This window comes from Amycolatopsis sp. NPDC051758 (genome assembly GCF_044453095.1).
Classification (GTDB): domain Bacteria; phylum Actinomycetota; class Actinomycetes; order Mycobacteriales; family Pseudonocardiaceae; genus Amycolatopsis.
Map to the genome: position 1 here is coordinate 397,038 of NZ_JBITCJ010000008.1, position 17,743 is coordinate 414,780.

Below are 17,743 nucleotides of genomic sequence, written 5' to 3' on the forward strand. Positions count from 1 at the left end.
ATCCAGGCGGTCAGCGGGCCTGGGGACGTTCCTGGGTACACCGCCTCTGACCTGCTCTTTTGTGTCTGTTGGATCCGGTCGCGTCCGGGCCTGTCTGGACGTCTGACGGCCTGTAGACGGCCTGGCTTTCTGCCGCCGCTGTGTCTGTCTGGCCTGGTGGCAGCCCTCCCCCGTCTTCCTCGTCCCCGCATCGCGGAGGTCGTCGGGTAGCGGGTCGACGGCGGTGAGGGTGTGCTCGCCGGCCTGGATGTTGATGGTGCGGTAGCGGCGGGTGGTGCGCACGAACTTCTTGATCGACCAGCCGGTGGTCTGCTCGATCCACCTGCTGACGGCCAGGGCGGCGAACACGACCCGTCAGGTGCGCGTCGATCGACTCGCGCTTGTGGTGGTAGATCGGCCGCGCACGTAGGTCGTGTTAGACATTCGGAACGACTTCTCGATGTGGAACAGTCGGTGGTAGGCGTCGATCACGAACTCGGCGGTGACGTCCGGGAGGTTGGTGACGTAGCCTTTGAGGCCGGCAAGGGCGCGTGCCTTGGCTTCCAGGGTCCGGTGGACACTCTTGGTGGCGCCGGTGAGCTGGATGAACCGGTTGCGTTTGACCGCGGTCTTGCCGGCGACGGCCTGCTCGGCCTTGGCGACCTGTTCGTCGATGCCGTGCAGGGTGCGCCGAGCCCGGTCCGCCCGGTACTGGTAGTAGATGATCTGGTCGCGGCGCTGGTCCTTGGGGCCGGCAGGCCAGGGCACGTCGGGTATCCGCGCGCCGAGGATGAACGACAACCCCGCGGCCTCGATGGCCTGCTGGTCGGCCGCAGAGATCATGCCAGCGTCGGCCACGACCGTGACATCAGCCGGCTGGTGGGCATCCATGAACGCACGGATGGTCGGCAGCATCGTAGTGGTCTCGCCCCGGCTGCCCCCGAACGCGTTGACCATCAACGGAAACCCGCTTGCGTCGGTGAGCAGCCCGATCGTGATCTGCGGCTCCAGGCGGCGTTCTTCGGAGAACCCGGGCTCACGGAGCCCGTCCCCGGCATCGGTCTCGAAGTACAAGGTGGACACACATCGTAGAGAACCAGTGACGCCGGCGGGTCGAAACCTGCCTCCTCGACCACCCGCAGACTCTCCAGCTTGCTGGTCGGCTCGACGATCCGTGCCAGCACCAGTAATCGGAACACCTCGTCACCACCAGCGGCCTCCTCGAACCCCAACAGCTGGTAGGCGTGGCCGAGCGCGTCCCACAGGTACCCCATCCGCGACGACGTGATCGCAAGCGGCCCACCACCAGCACCACTGCCGGCCTGCAACGCCGCGAAGTCCGGGCCAAAGTCGAGCTCGGGCTGCCCCACAGCCAGACGCTGCCTCGCCACCGCCTTGAGCGCCTCCAACGCCGTCTTCACCGTGCGCACATACGCCACGAGAGACAGCCTAGAACCGGCCGCTTAGTGCGCAGATTTTCGCCGTTCACACGACGAAACCGCAGCTCAACAGCCAGCACCCTACCCAAGATCAGCGATCTTGAGCCAAAGTCAGGTACGGTGACGGAATGGTCATGCGGGTGGCGATTCCCGTGCTGCCGTGCCGAGATGTGCAGGCAGCGCGGTCGTACTTCACGGACGTGCTCGGATTCGACACCATATTCACCTGGGAGACCCCACCTAGCTACGCGGCCGTGATCCGCGACACCGCCGAGTTCCACCTGTACGCCGAAAGCAGCGTCGGCCCAGCCAGGGTGACGGTTGTCGTCGACGACGTCGATTCCTGCCACGACGAGCTGCGCGCCCGCGGCGCCGACATCGTCGAGCCACTGGCTGACCGGCCCTACGGGATGCGCGACTTCAACGTACGGACACCCGATGGGCACTTGTTGATCTTTAGCCAGCCGCTCACCGAGTACGGGTGACCATCAGCGGACCCAGCCGGAAGAATGACCGGACCTCGTCGACGAACAACGCCGGCTGCTCGAACGCCGCGAAGTGGCCGCCCTTGCCGGGCTCGTTCCAGTACCGGATGTTCGGGAACCGGCGCTCCGCGCGTGCGGGGCTCGACTACGTCGAACGCCGGGACGGGATGCACGCCATGCGGCACTTCTTCGCCTCGACCATGCTCGCCAACGGCGTGTCGATCAAGGAAGTCGCGGAGTACCTCGGCCACCAGGACCCCGGCTACACGCTCCGCATCTACACCCACCTCGTCCCGTCGAGCCACAAGCGGGCTCGCGCGGCGACCAATCGAGTGTTCAAGCCCCGCCGCCCGCCGCAGACGGCCCAGGACTCCGAGACGGCCTGACGACGGCCCGGCGGGGCCAAAAGCAACAAAACAGCAGGTCAGAGGCGGATCGGCTTCTTGTTCATGAATTCCTCGATCCCCAACGCCCCCAGCTCCCGCCCGATCCCCGACCGCTTGATCCCCCCGAACGGAAGATCCGCCTCCGAGCCACCCGACTTGTTGAGGTAAACCATCCCCGCCTCGATCCGGCGGGCCACCGAAACCGCCCGGGCGCGGTCCGTGCCGAACACACTTGCGCCCAGCCCGAACGGAGTGTCGTTCGCCAAGGCGATCGCCTCCTCCTCGGTCTCCGCGCGGAACACCAGGACCACCGGGCCGAAGATCTCCTCGTGGTACGCCGCCATCGCCGGAGTCACGTCGGTGAGCACCGTCGCCTCCAGGAATGCTCCCGGGCCGGGGACACGATGGCCACCCGCGCGCAGGGTTGCCCCCTCGCTGATCGCCTTCTCCACCTGGGCCGCGACTTCGTCCGCCGCGGCGATCGAGGCCAGGGGTGGCAACGTCGTCGCCGGGTCGGCCGGGTTGCCCGGGACGTAGTACTCCGTGACGCGCTTGGCCAGGCGGTCGACGAACTCGTCGTAGAGCTCGGCCAGCACGATCATGCGCTTGGGCGCGTTGCACGACTGGCCGCAGTTGCGCATCCGGGCGGTCGTGGTGACCTTGACCGTTTCGTCGAGGTCGTCGGTGTCCAGCACGATCAGCGGGTCGGACCCGCCGAGCTCCAGGACGCACTTCTTGAGGTTCCGCCCGGCTTCGGCGGCGACCGAGATCCCGGCCTGCTCACTGCCGGTGAGCGAGACGCCGACAAGACGCGGGTCGGCGAGCATCCACGGGACCTGGCGGCTCGACGCGAACACGTTCACGTACGCGTCCTCCGGCACGCCGGCGTCGCGCAGCACCTGCTCGATCGCCTCGGCCGAACGCGGGCAGATCGACGCGTGCTTGAGCAGGATCGTGTTGCCCAGCACCAGGTTCGGCGCGACGAACCGGGCGACCTGGTACGCCGGGAAGTTCCACGGCATGACGCCGAGCAGTGCCCCGATCGGCTCCTTGGTCAGCACGGCCTCGCCGCCCCGGAGCGAGAGCGGCTCGTCGGCCAGCAGGTCCGGTCCGCGCTCGCCGTAGTACCGGAAGATGTCGACGACCACGCCGACCTCGCCGCGGCCTTCGTTGATCCGCTTCCCCATCTCCAGGGTCATGATCCGGGCGAGCTCGTCGGCGCGTTCGGCGAACAGCTCGGCGGCGCGCACCACGATCGCGGCGCGCTCGGCGACCGGCCGCGCGCGCCAGGCCCCGAAACCGCGGTGCACCCGCTCGATCGCCGCGCGGACCTCCTCGTCGGTGGCGTTCGGGATCTCCTCCACGAGTTCACCGGTGGCGGGGTTGGTGACTGAGTACATGACGGCCTCCTCTGCCCACGGTAGCCTACTGCATACTGTATACACCATGGGATCAGTGATCGACACCCGCGCGGCGGTACCCCTCGGCGGGTGATCGACTATCGTTCCCCCATGACGCTGGAAATCGCCGGCGGATCCTCTTTCTCCGCCCTGACAAGGGAACCCGGTCGCTGGACCCGCCGTTGCACAGGTGGCGAGGTCACCTTCGGCTGCCCGTTGCGCACGTCCGAGCGCACGCCCCGGGTCTGGAGCGGCCGCGGTCTCGGCCTGCCGGAAGACGAGCTGACGGCGTTCGCCGGACAGCTCAAACGCGTCATGAAACACGAGGCCTACTGGCTTGCGCGGGCCGAATGCGCGGACCGCCGAGCGGGCGACGCCGCACGGTGGTCACCCGGCCGGTACGACGACGAAGACGACTTCGTCTACTTCGCCGGGCCGTGCACCCACGGCGATCCGTGGCCGGGCTACCGGCCGGCGCGGCGGTTCACCATCGGGCTGCCCCAGATCCGCGGACTGCGGATCCGCGTCGCCGCGTACCTGGTCACCCTGTGACGCCATGAGGCGCTGCGTGAAAGCCGGCGCTGTGAAAGCCGGCGCCATCGCCGCCGTGGTGAGCGGCGTTCCCTCCACCGCGCACGCCCTGTTCACCGGCGGAGACGTCCTCGCCGCGACCCGCGCGGCGGGCACCCTGCTCCCCGGCCGGCGCGACCGGCCCGGCATCACTGCCGGGCTGGTCGCACACGTCCTCGTCTCCGCGGCGTGGACCGTCGTCCTCGCCACGGCCGACCGTCGGTACCGCCTCGGTGTTACCCGAGGCGCGGCGGCCGGACTCGCGATCGCGGCACTCGACCTCGGGATCGTGGCACGCTCCTACCCCGCCGTGCGGGCCTTGCCGCGCGTGCCGCAGATCCTCGACCACCTGGTCTTCGGCGCCGTCACCGGCGCGCTCCTGCACCGTCCACAACGGACGGATCAGGGCACGACCTGGACGACGTCACCCGGGTGCAGCGAGTTGTAGAACGTCACCGCGGCCGCGTGCGAAAGGTGCACGCACCCGTGGGACTTCACCTTCAGGCTGCCCTGGTGGAACGCGACCCCGGTGGTGGTGAAGAACACCGAGTAGGGCATCGGCCCGTTGTACTGCTTGCTGTAGTGGTCGATGTCCTTGTACTGCACGTGGAACGTGCCCAGCGGGGTCGGGTACTTCGGCAGCCCGACCGTGATCGGGACCCCGCCGTAGGTGACGTTGCCGGCGCCGTCCGTCAGCCACGCCGTATTCGAACTGCGCTGGACGCAGGCCTTCGCTTCGGCACTGCACGGCGTAGATGCCGCTTCGGCCGTTCCAGCGAACGCCACGGTCCCCGCCATCGCGGCGACCCCGCCCAGTAGCGCGATCATCCTCCGGTTCATCGTGCGCCTCCCGTTGTCGTTCGGCTACACGGTGTAGGGTGCCCAGTTTTCCGATCTTCGAACCAGGAGATCAGTTCTGCGGCTGCGACAGCCGGAGGAACTCGTTCTGCTCACGGTCGTAGCGCTGGGTCAGCCCGTTGCCGTAGCGATCCCACCAGTTCTGCGTGTGCCCGCCCTGGCGCGTGGTCGTGTCGCCGTAGACCTGGCGGTCGTACTCGATGCGGGCGTCGCGGAACTCCTGCTGGAACTGCTGCGGGGTCAGGCCCTGCGCGTGCTGGACCGCCGCGTCGTTGATGGTGCGCGAGCTCTGGACGATGTCGTCGCCCGCCATGTGGTTGAGGATCGCGCGGACCCCGCCGGCGCCGCGCATGTGGGCGCCGGACATGATCGCGGCCTGGGTGCCGGGGTCGGTGAAGTTGAGCGCGCCGGCCGTCCGGGCGTTCGCGGTCATCAGGTCGGAGACGACCGCGCGCTCCTCCGCGCTGCCGATGCCGTACTGCTGCCGCGCGGCCATGATCCGGTCGTAGCCGTTGTGCATGTTCTGGCGGAAGCCGTAGGCCTCGGGCACCCCGCCCTGCTCCCCGGTCGCGCCCTCGGAGTTCATGATCGAGTCGACGACGCGGGGGTCGAGCTGCTGCGGCGCCGCCGCGGCCGCCGCTCCCCCGCCGCCGCCCTGAGCGGCGGCGTTCTGGCCGCCGCCGTAGGCCTGCGCGACGTCGGTGTCGGCGGCGTTGTACCCGTTCGCGGCCGTCTGGACGTTCTGGTTGACGTTCGTGATCAGGCTGAGGAACTTCTGGAGGGCGCTGCCCAGCGAGGAGTGCAGCGCCGAGTTCGCGGCGGCGACCCCGCTGCCGATGCCGGCGAACGACAACGCGTCCAGCACCAGGCCTTCCAGGTCGCGGGTCGTCGACAGGAAGGACGACCCGACGTCTTCGACCGCCTTGACGACCGTCCCCATCTCCGTCGTCTCGGCGTGGTAGGCCCCGGCACCCATGTCTGCTCCCTCCGGACTCCGCTTGGCGGATTCGAGAATTCCCCACCGTGCCGCGCCGCCCCACGGCCGAATTACCCACTGGCACTTCATCACCTGTAGTTCATTTCACGTTCACCTGAAGGACGCCTGGCGCGGTATTAGACCAAGCATGACTACCCAGACGCTCGACACGATCGCGTCCGCCCAGCTCGAGCTCCAGCTGCACGTGGTCGAGGACCGCCTGAGCCAGGACTACACGAGCCTCGACCGGCCTTCGGTCCACGCGCTCGTCGAACGGGAACGGACCCGGTTCGCCACCGCGCGGATCCACGCGTTCGTCCCGATCCTCGTCGAACGGGCCGTCCGCGACGCCCTGGCCGAGCCGGCGGGCCGCCACCGGCGCTAAGGTCGGGAGAGCGGCCCGGCGGCGAGGAGACGACGATGACCAAACCCGAAGACGACCCGAACGTCGTGGACGGCGAGGTCGTCGACGAGACCCCGACCGCCGCACTGGCGATCCCGTCGCCGCCGCTGCCCGACCCGGACTACAACGAGGGCGGCGTGCCCAGCTTCGACTTCGTCCGCGACAAGATCGAGAACCGCTACACGACCTCGGTCGGCTCGACCGAGGTGGCGGGGCTCGGCACGGACAACACCGTCGACGCCCTCGACAAGCAGATCGCCGACCGCGACCAGGCGGCCAAGGACCGGCTGGCCGAGATCCGCCGGTCGATGCGCGGCGAGTGACCTCGGCTCAGGTCTGCCGCGCCGGGTCCGCGCCGCACTCCGGCGCGCCGTTGCCGCGGAGGAAGTGCGCGGCCGCGTAACCGGTCCGCCCGTTCGCGGTGCCGTGCAGCCACCGGTCGTCCCCGGAGGCGGGCGCGCCGCGGGTCCAGCACTCCGCCAGGAAGGTGCCGCCCTCCCCGACCCAGCCGGTCCGGCGGCACGTCGCGGCCGCGCAGGACCGGACGTTCAGGCCGCGCTCGCTCGTCCCGGTGACGATGTACGGCGTGGGCGGTGCGACCGAGGTGCGGTCGGCGGCAGGCGGGGTTTCGGCGGGCGGCCCGGCCGGGCCCGGGACGAGCCCGTTGCCGAGCACCAGGGCGAGCACGCCGGCCGTGACTGCGGTGGTGGCCACCACCCGGGCGAGCGCTCCTGGTCTCAGTACGACAAGCATGGTGGTTCCCTTCCGCTCGGTGCCGTCCGCGGCCGGGCCCATCCCTGTCTTCGTACCTGGTGCGTTGTCCTTCCGTCGGGCTCCGGCCTTATCCTTGCAAGTGTTGCGCTGACACGCCCGTCTTGCAATTCCCACAGAGAGATCCCACCAAGGGATACCCGATCAGCCTAGCCGCGGGGTGTGCTCCCCACGCCGCGTCCCGGATGGAGTATCGTCGCCGCCGCGATGGGAAACCCACGCAGCGGGTCCCATCAGAACGACAGAACGAGGTCCCATGGCCCCCACGCAAGGCCCGATCGTGCCGCGCCGACGGATCGCGGACACGCTCAAGAGCCTGCGTGACGAGTCCGGCCGCACCCTCGAGGAGGTGGCCGAGACGCTGCTCATCTCGACCTCGAAGCTCTCCCGGCTGGAGAACGCCCAGGGCAGCCCGCAGGCCAGGGACGTCCGCGACCTGATCCGCTTCTACGGGATCGAGGACACCCAGCTGGCCGACCGGCTGATGCGGTGGGTGAAGGCGTCCGGGCGGAAGGCCTGGTGGACCGACTACTCGCAGGCCACCGCGACCCCCGGGCTCGACGCCCACCTCGCGTACGAGTCCGAAGCGACGGTGGCCCGCCTCTACACGATCCCGCTGCTGCCGGTCCTCCTGCAGACCCCGGACTACGCCCGTGCCCAGTACTCGACACACGAGCCGTGGTGGTCCGCCGAAGAGGTCGACCGGCTCGTCGAGCTCCGGGAGCGCCGCAAGCACGTGCTCGCCGAACGCGACGGCATGGCGCCGCTCAAGCTGGTGGCGGTGACCCACGAGTCCGCGGTCCGGCAGTTCGTCGGGTCCCGCGAGATCATGCGCGCCCAGCTGGACCACCTCGTCGAACGGTCGACGGCGCCGAACATCGAGCTACGGGTGTTCCCGCTCGCCCATCCCCCGCTGTTCTCGATGAGCTGCATGTACGCCTACTTCGAATTCGAAGACGAACTCGACCGCGACATCGTCAACATCGAAACCCACGCGGGGTTCCGGCACATCGAAACCGCCGAGACGGTCGGGTACTACCGCGGTTACCACGACAAACTGGTGGCCGCCTCCCCCGAACCCGGCGAAAGCCGCGCGCTCATCCGGAAGATCCAGGCCGAACTGTTCGGCTGAACCACCCGCCGCAGTCCCCTTTTCCCCTTTCACGTTGGGATGAACGCATGGCTCTCGACTTTTCCGCTTCCGCGGGTGAGGACTTCGAGCTGGCCCGGAAGCGGCTCGGCAACGACGGCTACCTGGTGGTCTCGGACGACGAGCTCGGCCTGCCCGGCACGCGGCTCCGCGACCACCTGCTGCGGACGTACTTCACCCCGGACGTGCTCCGCTGCTACCCCGGCGACGTCCCCGCCGACCGCGAGCGCGCCCGCGACGTCGTCGAATACGCCTGGCACGACGGGGTTCCCGTGCTCGCCGAGCACCCGGAGATCGCCATCGAAGGCCGCGGCGGCCGGCCCGAGCGCCGCGAGTACGCGCGGACGCCGGTGGTGCACGACCCGCTGTTCGCGTCGTGGATCCGCGCCGCGCTGGGCCTGATCCCGGTCCACCGCCGGCGGCCGCGGGGCACCTTCGGGGTCAACATCTTCCGCACGTTCACCAACGTCGTGACCCAGCCGCACGCCGACGGTGAGGAGTTCGTCTTCGTCTACGTCGTGGATCGGCAGGGCAGCGGCGCGGAGACGACGTTGTTCCGGCCCGAAGCCCCCGGCACCCCGCTGCATTCCCAGCGGCTCGAGCCCGGGCAGCTCATCGTGTTCGAGGACGCCCGGTTCCTGCACACCGCGAGCCCGCTGGCCGACCCACCCGGCGGCCGCGCCCGCCGCGACGCGCTGGTGTGCACTGTGGACTATCGCGAGACCTACGGCGTCAGCTGAAGATGGCCCCGGGATCGCCGGTGTACCAAGCGTTCTTGATGACGACCCGGCGCATCACCCAGCGGTCGCCGTCGCGGACCAGGTCGACGCCGTAGCGGTTCTTCAGCAGCGCGTGCGTGGTGTGGTCCGCGCTCAGCAGGTGCTGGGCTTCGACCAGCGCGGTGAGGTGGGCGGTGTCGCCGTCGACGGTGACCCGCTCGTTCGTCACCTGGTGGGTGGTGTCGACGCGGCCGGCGAACAGCGCCAGGATCGTGTCGACGATCGAGTCCCGGCCGGTCATCAGCGGCGGCTCGGCGCCCCAGCGCGCGGCCGCCGGCCGGAAGTCCAGTTCGGCGTCGGCGGCGAAGGACGACGCGAACAGCTCGCGGTCCTTGAGGTCCTGGCCGAGGCCGAAGCGGTACAGGGCGTCGACGATCTCGACGCGGTCGTGCAGGTCGGTGGTCATGTCTCCCAGCGTCGCCAGGCCTGGAAGGTCGATCAACGCGCTTCTGTGCCACGATCGTGAAGCAGGGATTGACGATGGAGGGGCGGCATGCCGGAGTCGCGGGAGCTGGAGTCGTTCCTGGTGCTGGCCGAGGAGCTGCACTTCGGCCGCACGGCGGAGCGCCTGCACGTCTCGACCGCGCAGGTCAGCCAGACGATCCGCAAGCTGGAACGGCGGATCGGCGTGCCGCTGTTCACCCGGACCAGCCGCCGCGTCGAGCTGACCCCGGTGGGGCGGCAGCTGCTCGCCGACCTCGGGCCGGCCTGGTCGGCGGTCGAGGCGGCGCTGGCCAAGGCGGTCGAAACCGGCCGCGGGGTGACGGGCACGCTGCGGGTCGCGTTCGGCGACGCGGCGGGCGGCCAGCTGCTCGCCGGTGTGGCGGAGCTGTTCCGGCGGCGGGAACCCGGCTGCCGCGTCGAGTTCCGCGAAGTGCGGCCGGCGGAGGTCCTGCCGTGGCTGCGCGAAGGCGAGGTGGACGTGGTGCTGGCCGGCCTCCCGCTCGACGGGCCGGATCTCGTCAACGGCCCGGTGCTGGTGCGGGAGCTGCGTTTTCTGGCGGTCGCGGCCGGGCACCCCTTCGCACGCCGGGAGTCCGTGCCGGTCGCCGATCTGGCGCGGGTGACGGTGCTGCGGTGCGCGCTGCCGGACCCGTGGCTCGACGAGCACGCCCCCGGCGCGGAAGTGCGGCCGCCGGCCGGGCTTCAGGAGCTGCTCACGCTGGCCGGCGCGGGTGAGGGTGTGCTGCCGGTCGGCGCGCACATCCGGCGGTACTACCCGCGGCCGGACGTCGCGTACGTCCCGCTCGAAGACGCGCCCCGGCTCGAGTGGGGGCTGGTCTGGCGGGCCGGGGCCGCCACGGCCCGGGTGCGGGCCTTCACCGAAGCCGCGGCCGAGCTCGTGCGCGAGCCGGCCTGACCGCCGTCACGCCGGCAGCCACCGCACCTCTTCCGGCTGGCACGCGGCGATCGCCTCCAGGCGGTTCGGGAAGATCGGCACCAGGCCGGCGAGCCCGGCCAGCCGGACCACCCGGTCGACCACACTCCCGGGCGTGGCGATCAGGCATCCGGCGATCCCCCGTTCCGGGCACCGTTCGACCGCACGGAGCAGCCCGTGGGCGCCGCTCGCCGACAGGAACTCCAGCATCGCGAGATCGAGCACCAGCAGGTGCGGCGCGGTCAGTTCGCAGATGGCCGCTTCGAGCACCGCCGTCCACCGCAGCACGGTGGTGATGTCCAGCTCACCGCGGACTTCGACGACCAGCACACCACCCGCCCGTTCCGCTCGGATTCCGTCCTGGTCGCGCATCGCGCGCCTCCTCGGGGCCGGGTCGGGGCCACCACCGACCATCGTCCCATTGCCGGGGACCGAGAAGAAACCTCCGTCACGCAGTGGGACCAGCCGGTGCGGCCGTCCGGCTCAGCGTCCACTGTGGACGCTCAGGCGCGCCAGCCACTCCTGCAGCAGGGTCGCTTCGGCCGCCGTCAGGTCCGCCGGCGGCGTCTCGCGCAGCCGGGCGGCGAGCGTCGTCGCGGTGGCCGCCACGTCGTCCGCCGGCCGCGAAGGCTCCTCGGCGAGGACGCCGGCCAGCACGCTTTCCCGGACGCGGGCCGAGAACCCGGGATCCGGGTAGAGCTCCGGCCGGGTGATCAGCGACAGCGCGACCCCGGCGTTGGCCGCCATGACCATCTGCGCGGCGAGCGACGGCGGCAGCTTCAGCAGCCCGGCCGCGGCGCAGCGCTCCAGGACGGCGAGCAGCAGGCTGTGCGCCTCGGCCGCCGCACCGGGCGGCGTCGAGAGGCCCGAGTACATCAGGCGGTAGTAGTTGGGGTTGTCGACCGCGAACGCGACGTGGTTGTCCCAGCCGTCACGCAGGTCGCGCACCGGGTCGGCGGAGGGCTTCGCGGCCCGCTTGCCGGCGAGGTACTTCTCGAACCCGCGGTCGACGACGGCGGCGAGCAGCCCCCCCTTGTCGCCGAACTGCCGGTAGAGCGCCGGCGCCCCGACCCCGGCGGCCTCGCAGACGGCCCGCGTCGAGAAGTCGGCCTCGGCCGAGCGGGACAGCAGGTCGGCCGCGGCTTCCAGGATCCGCGTTCTCAAGTCCACGTTAACGACGCTACCAGGCGTTATCGTCGATATCAAGAAAAAGGTAGCGCCGATCCGCACCCTCTGTTAGCGTCGATTACGTCAGAGTGAAACCAGTGATACCGAAGGATGCCCACCATGCCGTTCGCCAACTTCAAGGTCCCCGCCGGCACCCTCACCCCGGAGCAGAAGGCCCAGCTCGTCACCCGCACCACCGACCTCTACGCCGAGATCTACGGCGACCGCGCCCGCGCGACCACGATGGTGCTGGTCGAGGAGGTCGCCGACGGCGGCTGGGGCATCGGCGGCGACGTGCTCACGCTCGCGAAGCTCCAGGCCGGGTGACGTCAGCCTTCCGTAATCCCCGCGTGGAATCATCTCCTGACGACCGAAGTTGTACAGGTGGTAGCACCGCACGAGGAGAAGGAGTGACGCCGTGACCACGTCAACCGAGAGGGCCGTCCTGGCCGGCGGCTGCTTCTGGGGGATGCAGGAGCTGTTCCGCCGCCTGCCCGGGGTGATCTCGACCCGGGTCGGCTACAGCGGCGGTGACGTCCCCAACGCCACCTACCGCAACCACGGCACCCACGCCGAGGCCATCGAGGTGGTCTACGACCCCGCGCGGACCACGTTCCGCGACCTGCTGGAGTTCTTCTTCCAGGTGCACGACCCGACCACGAAGAACCGCCAGGGCAACGACATCGGCCTGAGCTACCGCTCGGCGATCTACTTCGAGAACGACGAGCAGAAGCAGATCGCCGTGGACACGATCGCCGACGTCGACGCGTCCGGGCTGTGGCCGGGCAAGGTGGTCACCGAGCTCGCCCCGGTGGGCGACTTCTGGGAGGCCGAGCCGGAGCACCAGGACTACCTCCAGCGCATCCCGAACGGGTACACCTGCCACTTCGTGCGCCCGGGCTGGAAGCTGCCGAAGCGCGAGACGACCGCCTGATACACCCGCACCACGTAAGGCCCCTTCGCCGATCCCCGGCGAAGGGGCCTTCGTCGTTTCAGCGGCAGCAAAGATCACCCGAACGGCGGTGGGCCGCCGACAGTCCTGAGTGGACGTTCAACCGACAGAATCCCAAAGACGGTGAATGTCCTTTTTGGGAAGTATCGCCATATGTCAATAAGACCGTACGTTAGTCGCTTGTTCACGAGCCTCCGGCACCGGATTCTGATTTCCGTTCCACAGCACCACCTCTCGTTCCCCTGATCCGGCCCGGCCTCGAACCCGGGCCTGGTTCACCCTGCCCGGAGGAGATCCCTCGATGGAACTGAGACGTCCTGTCGTCTTGGCAGCAACCGGCGTCCTCGTCGGCGCGCTTTGCATCACCGGCACCGCACAGGCACAACCCACCCCCGCCGCCGCGCCGAGCGCGCAGGCCCAAGCCGTGTCCGCAGCCGCCGGCCTGGTGGCGACCAGGCCCGCCGCGCTGCACGCCAGCGCGGACGACGTTTTCCAGGCCCAGAAAGCGATTTCCTCGACGAACGGGCTGCAGTACATCCCCTACGAGCGCAGCTACAAGGGCCTGCCCGTGGTGGGCGGCGACTTCGTGGTGGCGACCGACTCGGCGGGCCAGGTGCTCGGCACCTCCGTCGCGCAGGACCAGACCATCAACCTCGCCACGACCACCGCGAAGGTGACCGGGGCCGCGGCCGAGGCGACCGCGCGGCAGCAGCTGTCCGCCGTGGACAGCGTGAGCCCCGCCCAGCAGGTCGTCTACGCGCTCGGCTCGCCGGCGCTGGCCTGGAAGAGCACCGTCGTCGGCCGCGACGCCGAAGGCCCGAGCCGGCTCGACGTCATCGTCGACGCCGCCACCGGCAAGGTGCTCAAGACCCAAGAGCACGTCATGAACGGTGACGGCACCAGCGCCTACAACCGCCCGAACCCGGTGCACCTCGACACCACGCTGTCCGGCAGCACGTACTCGCTGAAGGACCCGAACCACCCCACCGAGTCCTGCCAGGACGCGGCCAACAACACCACGTTCAGCGGCCCCGACGACGCGTGGGGCAACGGCAACGCCACCAGCCGCGAGACCGGCTGCGTCGACGCGCTCTTCGCCCTCCAGACTGAGAACAAGATGCTCTCGCAGTGGCTGGGCCGCAACAGCTTCGACGGCAACGGCGGCGGCTGGCCGGTCCGGGTCGGCCTGAACGACCAGAACGCCTACTACGACGGCAGCCAGGTCCAGATCGGCAAGAACACCAACGGCCAGTGGATCAGCTCGATCGACGTCGTGGCACACGAGCACGGCCACGGCATCGACGACCACACCCCGGGCGGCATTTCCGGCGCCGGCACGCAGGAGTTCGTCGCGGACGTCTTCGGCGCCTCGACCGAGTGGTTCGCCAACGAGCCGTCGGGCGGCGACGTCCCGGACTTCCTCGTCGGCGAGACGGTCAACCTCGTCGGCTCCGGCCCGATCCGCAACATGTACAACCCGTCGGCGCTGGGCGACAAGAACTGCTACGACAGCTCGGTCCCCAACGGTGAGGTGCACGCGGCCGCCGGCCCCGGCAACCACTGGTTCTACCTGCTGGCCGAAGGCACCAACCCGACCAACGGGCAGCCGACCAGCACGACGTGCAACAGCTCCAGCGTCACCGGCATCGGTGTCCAGAACGCGGTGAAGATCTTCTACAACGCGATGCTGCTCAAGACCTCCAGCAGCTCGTACCTGAAGTACCGCACCTGGACGCTGACCGCGGCGAAGAACCTGTTCCCGGGCAGCTGCACCGAGTTCAACACCGTCAAGGCGGCGTGGGACGCGATCTCGGTCCCGGCGCAGTCGGCCGACCCGACCTGCTCGGCGACCGGCACCGTCACCGTCTCGAACCCGGGCAACCAGTCGACCGTCACCGGCACCGCGGTGAACCTGCCGCTGTCGGCCTCGGGCGGCACCTCGCCGTACTCCTGGACCGCCACCGGCCTGCCGGCCGGCCTGTCGATCAACGCCTCCACCGGCACGATCTCGGGCACCGCGACCACCGCGGGCACCTCGAACGTCACGGTGACGGCGAAGGACGCGGCCAACAAGACCGGCACGGCGTCGTTCTCCTGGACCGTCGGCACCACCACCGGCTGCTCCGGCCAGAAGATCGTCAACGGCGGCTTCGAATCCGGCAGTGGCAGCTGGACCGGCACCACCGGCGCCATCGGTCAGTGGAGCTCGCAGGGTGAGGCCGCGCACGGCGGCACGTACAGCGCCTGGCTGGACGGCTACGGCTCCACGCACACGGAGTCGGTCGCGCAGTCGGTCAGCATCCCGGCGGGCTGCCACGCCAGCCTGACGTTCTACGTGCACATCGACAGCGCGGAAACGACCACCACCACCGCCTACGACAAGCTGACCGTCACCAACGGCAGCGCGACGCTGGGCAGCTACTCCAACCTGAACAAGGCCTCCGGGTACGCGCTCAAGACGATCGACGTCTCGTCGGCCGCCGGCAGCACCCTGGCGCTGAAGTTCACCGGCACCGAGGACAGCTCGCTGCAGACCTCGTTCGTCATCGACGACGTGGCCGTCACCCTGAGCTGAAACCGCTGAATCCGCACTGAAAGGGCGGGGAATCCGGGGATTCCGGATTCCCCGCCTTTTCGCTTTCCGCCGTGCGCGGGGCAGAATCGGCCCATGGACACCGAAGAGCTGCGCGCGACCCAGGCCCCGCTGAAGGACAAGTACCGCGAGACGCCGGAAAGCGCGCTCGTCACGTTGCACGCCGACGCCGAGCTCGACGGCCTCGGCATCTCCTGCAAGGTCGAGACCGGCCGCGCGGTCGTCGAGGCGGGTCTGCACCCGGCGACCGGCGGCGACGGCACCCTCGCCTGTTCAGGCGACATGCTGCTCGAAGCCCTGGTCGCGTGCGCCGGCGTGACGCTGCGGGCGGTCGCGACGTCGCTGGGCCTCGAAGTCCGCGGCGGCCGGGTGCGCGCCGAAGGCGATCTCGACTTCCGCGGCACCCTCGCCGTGGCGAAGGACGCGCCGGTCGGCTTCCGCGCGATCCGGCTTTCCTTCGCCCTCGACACCGACGCTTCCGAAGACCAGCTGGCCACGCTGAAGAAGCTGACCGAGCGCTATTGCGTCGTGTTCCAGTCGCTGCGGACACCGCCGGAGTTCGCCGTCACGCTTTCGGCGAACTGACCCGCCTCAGGGAGAAACCCGGAGGACAAAGCGGACGCTGTGGCCTAGCTTGGCGGGGTCACCGAGAGGGGAACCGCCATGCCCGAACCGGACCTCGCCGTCCAGGTGCGCGGACTCGTCAAGACCTACGGGTCGACCCGCGCGCTCGACGGCGTCGACCTCGCCATCCCGGCCGGGCAGGTGCTCGGCCTGCTCGGGCCGAACGGCGCCGGGAAGACCACCACCGTCCGCATCCTGACGACGTTGCTGCGGCCCGATTCGGGCGAGGCGCACGTCGCCGGGTACGACGTGCTGGCCGAGCCGGACCAGGTGCGCCGGCGGATCGGGCTGTCCGGCCAGTACGCGGCCGTCGACGAAAACCTGACCGGCTTCGAGAACCTCTACATGGTCGGGCGGTTCTACGGCCGACGGAAGGCGTCGGCGCGGGCCCGGGCGCGCGAGCTGCTCGCGCGGTTCCGGCTCGAGGACGCCGCCGACCGGCCGGCGAAGGGGTATTCCGGGGGCATGCGCCGCCGGCTCGACCTGGCCGGCGCGCTGGTCGGCGAGCCGGTCGTGGTGGTGCTGGACGAGCCCACCACCGGCCTCGACCCGGGCGGGCGCCTCGACACCTGGGAGGTGATCAAAGAGCTGGTCGCCGACGGCACCACCGTGCTGCTGACCACCCAGTACCTCGAAGAGGCCGACCAGCTCGCCGACTCCATCGTGGTGATCGACCACGGCCGGGTCATCGCGCGCGGCACCGCCGACGAGCTCAAGGCCCAGATCGGCGGCGAACGCCTCGAACTGGTCGTCGCCTCGGCCGCGGACCTGCCGACGACCCTGGAGGTGCTGCGCGCGGTCGGCACCGGCGAGCCCACCGGCGACGACCACACGCGGCGGGCCGAAATCCTCGTCGACACCGGACCCAAGGCGCTCATCGAAGCGCTGCGGCAGCTCGACGGCCACGGCATCACGGTGCAGGACGTCGGCCTGCACCGGCCGACGCTGGACGACGTCTTCCTGTCCCTGACCGGGCACGGCGCCGAGGGGGCCGCGAAGTGAACGCGTTCGCGAAGGGCATTTCCGACGGCGGCATCGTCACCTGGCGCAACCTGATGAACGTCCGCCGCAACCCGGACTGGCTGATGGCCGCGACGCTGCAGCCGATCATGTTCGTGCTGCTGTTCGCCTACGTCTTCGGCAACGCGATCGGCGGCGAAGCGGGCGGCGCGGCCTACCGCGAGTTCCTCATCGCCGGGATCTTCGCCCAGACGGTGGCGTTCAACTCGGCGTTCACCGTCATCGGCTTCGCCAACGACCTGCAGAAGGGCATCATCGACCGGTTCCGCTCGCTCCCGATGTCCCGGATCGCGGTGGTGCTCGGGCGCACGACGTCGGACCTCGTGGTCAGCGTGGTCGCGCTGGTCGTGATGTCCCTGTGCGGGCTGCTCGTCGGCTGGCGGATCCGCGGCAGCTTCTGGGACGCGCTGCTCGGTTACCTGGTGATGCTGATGTTCGCCTGGGCCCTGTCGTGGGTCGGCGCGCTGATCGGCCTCGCGGCGCGCAGCGTCGAGGTGGCGCAGAGCCTCGGGCTGGTCTGGATGTTCCCGCTGAGCTTCATCTCCTCGGCGTTCGTCCCGACCGACACCCTGCCCGCGTTCCTCAAGGCGATCGCGAACTGGAACCCGTTCACAGCGGTGATCAACGCGACCCGCGACCTGTTCGGCAACCGCTTCGGCCCCGCACCGACCGGCTGGCCGGCGGAGCACGCGGCGCTGTACGCGATCCTGTGCTGCGTGGGGATCATCGCGGTGTTCGCCCCGCTCGCGACGGCCCGGTATCGCCGGGTGGCGAGCAAGTAGGAGCTAGTTCGGCGGACCGGGTCTGGTCGAG

22 protein-coding genes and 1 pseudogene are annotated in these 17,743 nt (G+C 69.9%); 15 read left to right on the top strand and 8 right to left on the bottom strand.

Going from position 1 to position 17,743, the window contains the following annotated elements:
- Positions 1–156 precede the first annotated feature (156 nt).
- A pseudogene (locus ACIA5G_RS34945) lies at positions 157–1,388 on the bottom strand (transposase); the annotation flags it as partial.
- A gap of 158 nt (positions 1,389–1,546) precedes the next feature.
- Here ACIA5G_RS34945 and ACIA5G_RS34950 point away from each other — a divergent pair.
- Both ACIA5G_RS34950 and ACIA5G_RS34955 read left to right on the top strand, forming a co-directional pair.
- On the top strand, positions 1,547–1,903 hold the full coding sequence (locus ACIA5G_RS34950) for a VOC family protein (protein ID WP_395931075.1): 357 nt from the start codon (positions 1,547–1,549) through the stop codon (positions 1,901–1,903).
- Positions 1,904–2,079: 176 nt separating this feature from the next.
- A complete protein-coding gene (locus tag ACIA5G_RS34955) occupies positions 2,080–2,289 on the top strand; it encodes a tyrosine-type recombinase/integrase (protein ID WP_395931352.1) in 210 nt (69 codons plus the stop codon).
- A 38-nt stretch (positions 2,290–2,327) separates the two neighbouring features.
- Here the strand turns inward: ACIA5G_RS34955 and ACIA5G_RS34960 are convergent, their stop codons facing one another.
- Positions 2,328–3,689, bottom strand: coding sequence for an NAD-dependent succinate-semialdehyde dehydrogenase (locus tag ACIA5G_RS34960; RefSeq protein WP_395931077.1), 1,362 nt, complete (start codon positions 3,687–3,689; stop codon positions 2,328–2,330).
- Positions 3,690–3,800: 111 nt separating this feature from the next.
- Between ACIA5G_RS34960 and ACIA5G_RS34965 the strand changes: the two genes are divergently transcribed.
- Together ACIA5G_RS34965 and ACIA5G_RS34970 are read left to right on the top strand one after the other, a co-directional pair.
- On the top strand, positions 3,801–4,241 hold the full coding sequence (locus tag ACIA5G_RS34965; protein WP_395931079.1) for a hypothetical protein: 441 nt from the start codon (positions 3,801–3,803) through the stop codon (positions 4,239–4,241).
- Positions 4,242–4,257: 16 nt separating this feature from the next.
- Positions 4,258–4,707, top strand: a complete 450-nt coding sequence (locus tag ACIA5G_RS34970) for a hypothetical protein (protein ID WP_395931081.1) — start codon at positions 4,258–4,260, stop codon at positions 4,705–4,707.
- On the opposite strand, the gene ACIA5G_RS34975 is transcribed toward ACIA5G_RS34970, so the two are convergent.
- Positions 4,662–5,099 carry a L,D-transpeptidase gene (locus ACIA5G_RS34975; RefSeq protein WP_395931083.1) on the bottom strand — a complete coding sequence of 146 codons (438 nt, stop codon included), beginning with the start codon at positions 5,097–5,099 and terminating at the stop codon, positions 4,662–4,664. The genes ACIA5G_RS34970 and ACIA5G_RS34975 overlap by 46 nt on opposite strands.
- 70 nt (positions 5,100–5,169) lie before the next feature.
- Positions 5,170–6,093 (bottom strand): hypothetical protein, encoded by a 924-nt coding sequence (locus tag ACIA5G_RS34980; RefSeq protein ID WP_395931085.1) that lies wholly within the window; start codon positions 6,091–6,093, stop codon positions 5,170–5,172.
- A gap of 148 nt (positions 6,094–6,241) precedes the next feature.
- On the opposite strand from ACIA5G_RS34980, the gene ACIA5G_RS34985 reads away from it, so the two are divergent.
- Together ACIA5G_RS34985 and ACIA5G_RS34990 are read left to right on the top strand one after the other, a co-directional pair.
- On the top strand, positions 6,242–6,478 hold the full coding sequence (locus tag ACIA5G_RS34985) for a three-helix bundle dimerization domain-containing protein (RefSeq protein ID WP_395931087.1): 237 nt from the start codon (positions 6,242–6,244) through the stop codon (positions 6,476–6,478).
- 35 nt (positions 6,479–6,513) lie between these two features.
- Positions 6,514–6,819, top strand: coding sequence for a hypothetical protein (locus tag ACIA5G_RS34990; RefSeq protein ID WP_395931089.1), 306 nt, complete (start codon positions 6,514–6,516; stop codon positions 6,817–6,819).
- 7 nt (positions 6,820–6,826) lie between these two features.
- On the opposite strand, the gene ACIA5G_RS34995 is transcribed toward ACIA5G_RS34990, so the two are convergent.
- The gene (locus ACIA5G_RS34995) at positions 6,827–7,249 is read right to left on the bottom strand and encodes a hypothetical protein (RefSeq protein WP_395931091.1); all 423 of its coding nucleotides are present in this window, start codon (positions 7,247–7,249) and stop codon (positions 6,827–6,829) included.
- Between the two features lie 274 nt (positions 7,250–7,523).
- On the opposite strand from ACIA5G_RS34995, the gene ACIA5G_RS35000 reads away from it, so the two are divergent.
- Together ACIA5G_RS35000 and ACIA5G_RS35005 are read left to right on the top strand one after the other, a co-directional pair.
- Positions 7,524–8,399 (top strand): helix-turn-helix domain-containing protein, encoded by an 876-nt coding sequence (locus tag ACIA5G_RS35000; protein ID WP_395931093.1) that lies wholly within the window; start codon positions 7,524–7,526, stop codon positions 8,397–8,399.
- A gap of 47 nt (positions 8,400–8,446) precedes the next feature.
- Positions 8,447–9,157, top strand: a complete 711-nt coding sequence (locus ACIA5G_RS35005) for a 2OG-Fe dioxygenase family protein (RefSeq protein ID WP_395931096.1) — start codon at positions 8,447–8,449, stop codon at positions 9,155–9,157.
- Here the strand turns inward: ACIA5G_RS35005 and ACIA5G_RS35010 are convergent.
- Positions 9,150–9,602 carry a nuclear transport factor 2 family protein gene (locus ACIA5G_RS35010; RefSeq protein WP_395931098.1) on the bottom strand — a complete coding sequence of 151 codons (453 nt, stop codon included), beginning with the start codon at positions 9,600–9,602 and terminating at the stop codon, positions 9,150–9,152. The two genes, ACIA5G_RS35005 and ACIA5G_RS35010, sit on opposite strands and share 8 nt — an antisense overlap.
- 87 nt (positions 9,603–9,689) lie before the next feature.
- Here ACIA5G_RS35010 and ACIA5G_RS35015 point away from each other — a divergent pair, with 87 nt between their 5' ends.
- Positions 9,690–10,556, top strand: a complete 867-nt coding sequence (locus tag ACIA5G_RS35015; protein ID WP_395931100.1) for a LysR family transcriptional regulator — start codon at positions 9,690–9,692, stop codon at positions 10,554–10,556.
- A 6-nt stretch (positions 10,557–10,562) separates the two neighbouring features.
- Here ACIA5G_RS35015 and ACIA5G_RS35020 read toward each other — a convergent pair whose 3' ends face one another.
- Both ACIA5G_RS35020 and ACIA5G_RS35025 read right to left on the bottom strand, forming a co-directional pair.
- Positions 10,563–10,946 carry an STAS domain-containing protein gene (locus tag ACIA5G_RS35020; RefSeq protein WP_395931102.1) on the bottom strand — a complete coding sequence of 128 codons (384 nt, stop codon included), beginning with the start codon at positions 10,944–10,946 and terminating at the stop codon, positions 10,563–10,565.
- A gap of 111 nt (positions 10,947–11,057) precedes the next feature.
- On the bottom strand, positions 11,058–11,744 hold the full coding sequence (locus ACIA5G_RS35025; protein ID WP_395931104.1) for a TetR/AcrR family transcriptional regulator: 687 nt from the start codon (positions 11,742–11,744) through the stop codon (positions 11,058–11,060).
- Positions 11,745–11,861: 117 nt separating this feature from the next.
- On the opposite strand from ACIA5G_RS35025, the gene ACIA5G_RS35030 reads away from it, so the two are divergent.
- The 6 genes from ACIA5G_RS35030 to ACIA5G_RS35055 all read left to right on the top strand — a co-directional run bounded on the left by ACIA5G_RS35030 (position 11,862) and on the right by ACIA5G_RS35055 (position 17,712).
- Positions 11,862–12,068 (top strand): 4-oxalocrotonate tautomerase family protein, encoded by a 207-nt coding sequence (locus tag ACIA5G_RS35030; RefSeq protein ID WP_395931106.1) that lies wholly within the window; start codon positions 11,862–11,864, stop codon positions 12,066–12,068.
- Positions 12,069–12,159: 91 nt separating this feature from the next.
- Entirely contained in the window at positions 12,160–12,675 is a 516-nt protein-coding gene (gene msrA, locus ACIA5G_RS35035) for a peptide-methionine (S)-S-oxide reductase MsrA (protein ID WP_395931108.1), read from the top strand.
- Between the two features lie 319 nt (positions 12,676–12,994).
- The gene (locus tag ACIA5G_RS35040) at positions 12,995–15,268 is read left to right on the top strand and encodes a M4 family metallopeptidase (RefSeq protein WP_395931110.1); all 2,274 of its coding nucleotides are present in this window, start codon (positions 12,995–12,997) and stop codon (positions 15,266–15,268) included.
- A 93-nt stretch (positions 15,269–15,361) separates the two neighbouring features.
- Positions 15,362–15,871, top strand: coding sequence for an OsmC family protein (locus ACIA5G_RS35045; RefSeq protein WP_395931112.1), 510 nt, complete (start codon positions 15,362–15,364; stop codon positions 15,869–15,871).
- 78 nt (positions 15,872–15,949) lie between these two features.
- On the top strand, positions 15,950–16,912 hold the full coding sequence (locus tag ACIA5G_RS35050) for an ATP-binding cassette domain-containing protein (protein WP_395931114.1): 963 nt from the start codon (positions 15,950–15,952) through the stop codon (positions 16,910–16,912).
- The gene (locus ACIA5G_RS35055) at positions 16,909–17,712 is read left to right on the top strand and encodes an ABC transporter permease (protein ID WP_395931116.1); all 804 of its coding nucleotides are present in this window, start codon (positions 16,909–16,911) and stop codon (positions 17,710–17,712) included. Before ACIA5G_RS35050 ends, ACIA5G_RS35055 begins: the two co-directional genes overlap by 4 nt.
- Positions 17,713–17,743: the final 31 nt, after the last annotated feature.

What these genes read in the sequence shown, in the direction of transcription:
- ACIA5G_RS34950 (WP_395931075.1), top strand. Translation starts at nt 1,547, where the DNA reads ATGGTCATGCGGGTGGCGATTCCCGTGCTGCCGTGCCGAGATGTGCAG.
- ACIA5G_RS34955 (WP_395931352.1), top strand. Translation starts at nt 2,080, where the DNA reads ATGCGGCACTTCTTCGCCTCGACCATGCTCGCCAACGGCGTGTCGATC.
- ACIA5G_RS34960 (WP_395931077.1), bottom strand. Translation starts at nt 3,689, where the DNA reads ATGTACTCAGTCACCAACCCCGCCACCGGTGAACTCGTGGAGGAGATC.
- ACIA5G_RS34965 (WP_395931079.1), top strand. Translation starts at nt 3,801, where the DNA reads ATGACGCTGGAAATCGCCGGCGGATCCTCTTTCTCCGCCCTGACAAGG.
- ACIA5G_RS34975 (WP_395931083.1), bottom strand. Translation starts at nt 5,099, where the DNA reads ATGAACCGGAGGATGATCGCGCTACTGGGCGGGGTCGCCGCGATGGCG.
- ACIA5G_RS34980 (WP_395931085.1), bottom strand. Translation starts at nt 6,093, where the DNA reads ATGGGTGCCGGGGCCTACCACGCCGAGACGACGGAGATGGGGACGGTC.
- ACIA5G_RS34985 (WP_395931087.1), top strand. Translation starts at nt 6,242, where the DNA reads ATGACTACCCAGACGCTCGACACGATCGCGTCCGCCCAGCTCGAGCTC.
- ACIA5G_RS34990 (WP_395931089.1), top strand. Translation starts at nt 6,514, where the DNA reads ATGACCAAACCCGAAGACGACCCGAACGTCGTGGACGGCGAGGTCGTC.
- ACIA5G_RS34995 (WP_395931091.1), bottom strand. Translation starts at nt 7,249, where the DNA reads ATGCTTGTCGTACTGAGACCAGGAGCGCTCGCCCGGGTGGTGGCCACC.
- ACIA5G_RS35000 (WP_395931093.1), top strand. Translation starts at nt 7,524, where the DNA reads ATGGCCCCCACGCAAGGCCCGATCGTGCCGCGCCGACGGATCGCGGAC.
- ACIA5G_RS35005 (WP_395931096.1), top strand. Translation starts at nt 8,447, where the DNA reads ATGGCTCTCGACTTTTCCGCTTCCGCGGGTGAGGACTTCGAGCTGGCC.
- ACIA5G_RS35010 (WP_395931098.1), bottom strand. Translation starts at nt 9,602, where the DNA reads ATGACCACCGACCTGCACGACCGCGTCGAGATCGTCGACGCCCTGTAC.
- ACIA5G_RS35015 (WP_395931100.1), top strand. Translation starts at nt 9,690, where the DNA reads ATGCCGGAGTCGCGGGAGCTGGAGTCGTTCCTGGTGCTGGCCGAGGAG.
- ACIA5G_RS35020 (WP_395931102.1), bottom strand. Translation starts at nt 10,946, where the DNA reads ATGCGCGACCAGGACGGAATCCGAGCGGAACGGGCGGGTGGTGTGCTG.
- ACIA5G_RS35030 (WP_395931106.1), top strand. Translation starts at nt 11,862, where the DNA reads ATGCCGTTCGCCAACTTCAAGGTCCCCGCCGGCACCCTCACCCCGGAG.
- ACIA5G_RS35040 (WP_395931110.1), top strand. Translation starts at nt 12,995, where the DNA reads ATGGAACTGAGACGTCCTGTCGTCTTGGCAGCAACCGGCGTCCTCGTC.
- ACIA5G_RS35045 (WP_395931112.1), top strand. Translation starts at nt 15,362, where the DNA reads ATGGACACCGAAGAGCTGCGCGCGACCCAGGCCCCGCTGAAGGACAAG.
- ACIA5G_RS35050 (WP_395931114.1), top strand. Translation starts at nt 15,950, where the DNA reads ATGCCCGAACCGGACCTCGCCGTCCAGGTGCGCGGACTCGTCAAGACC.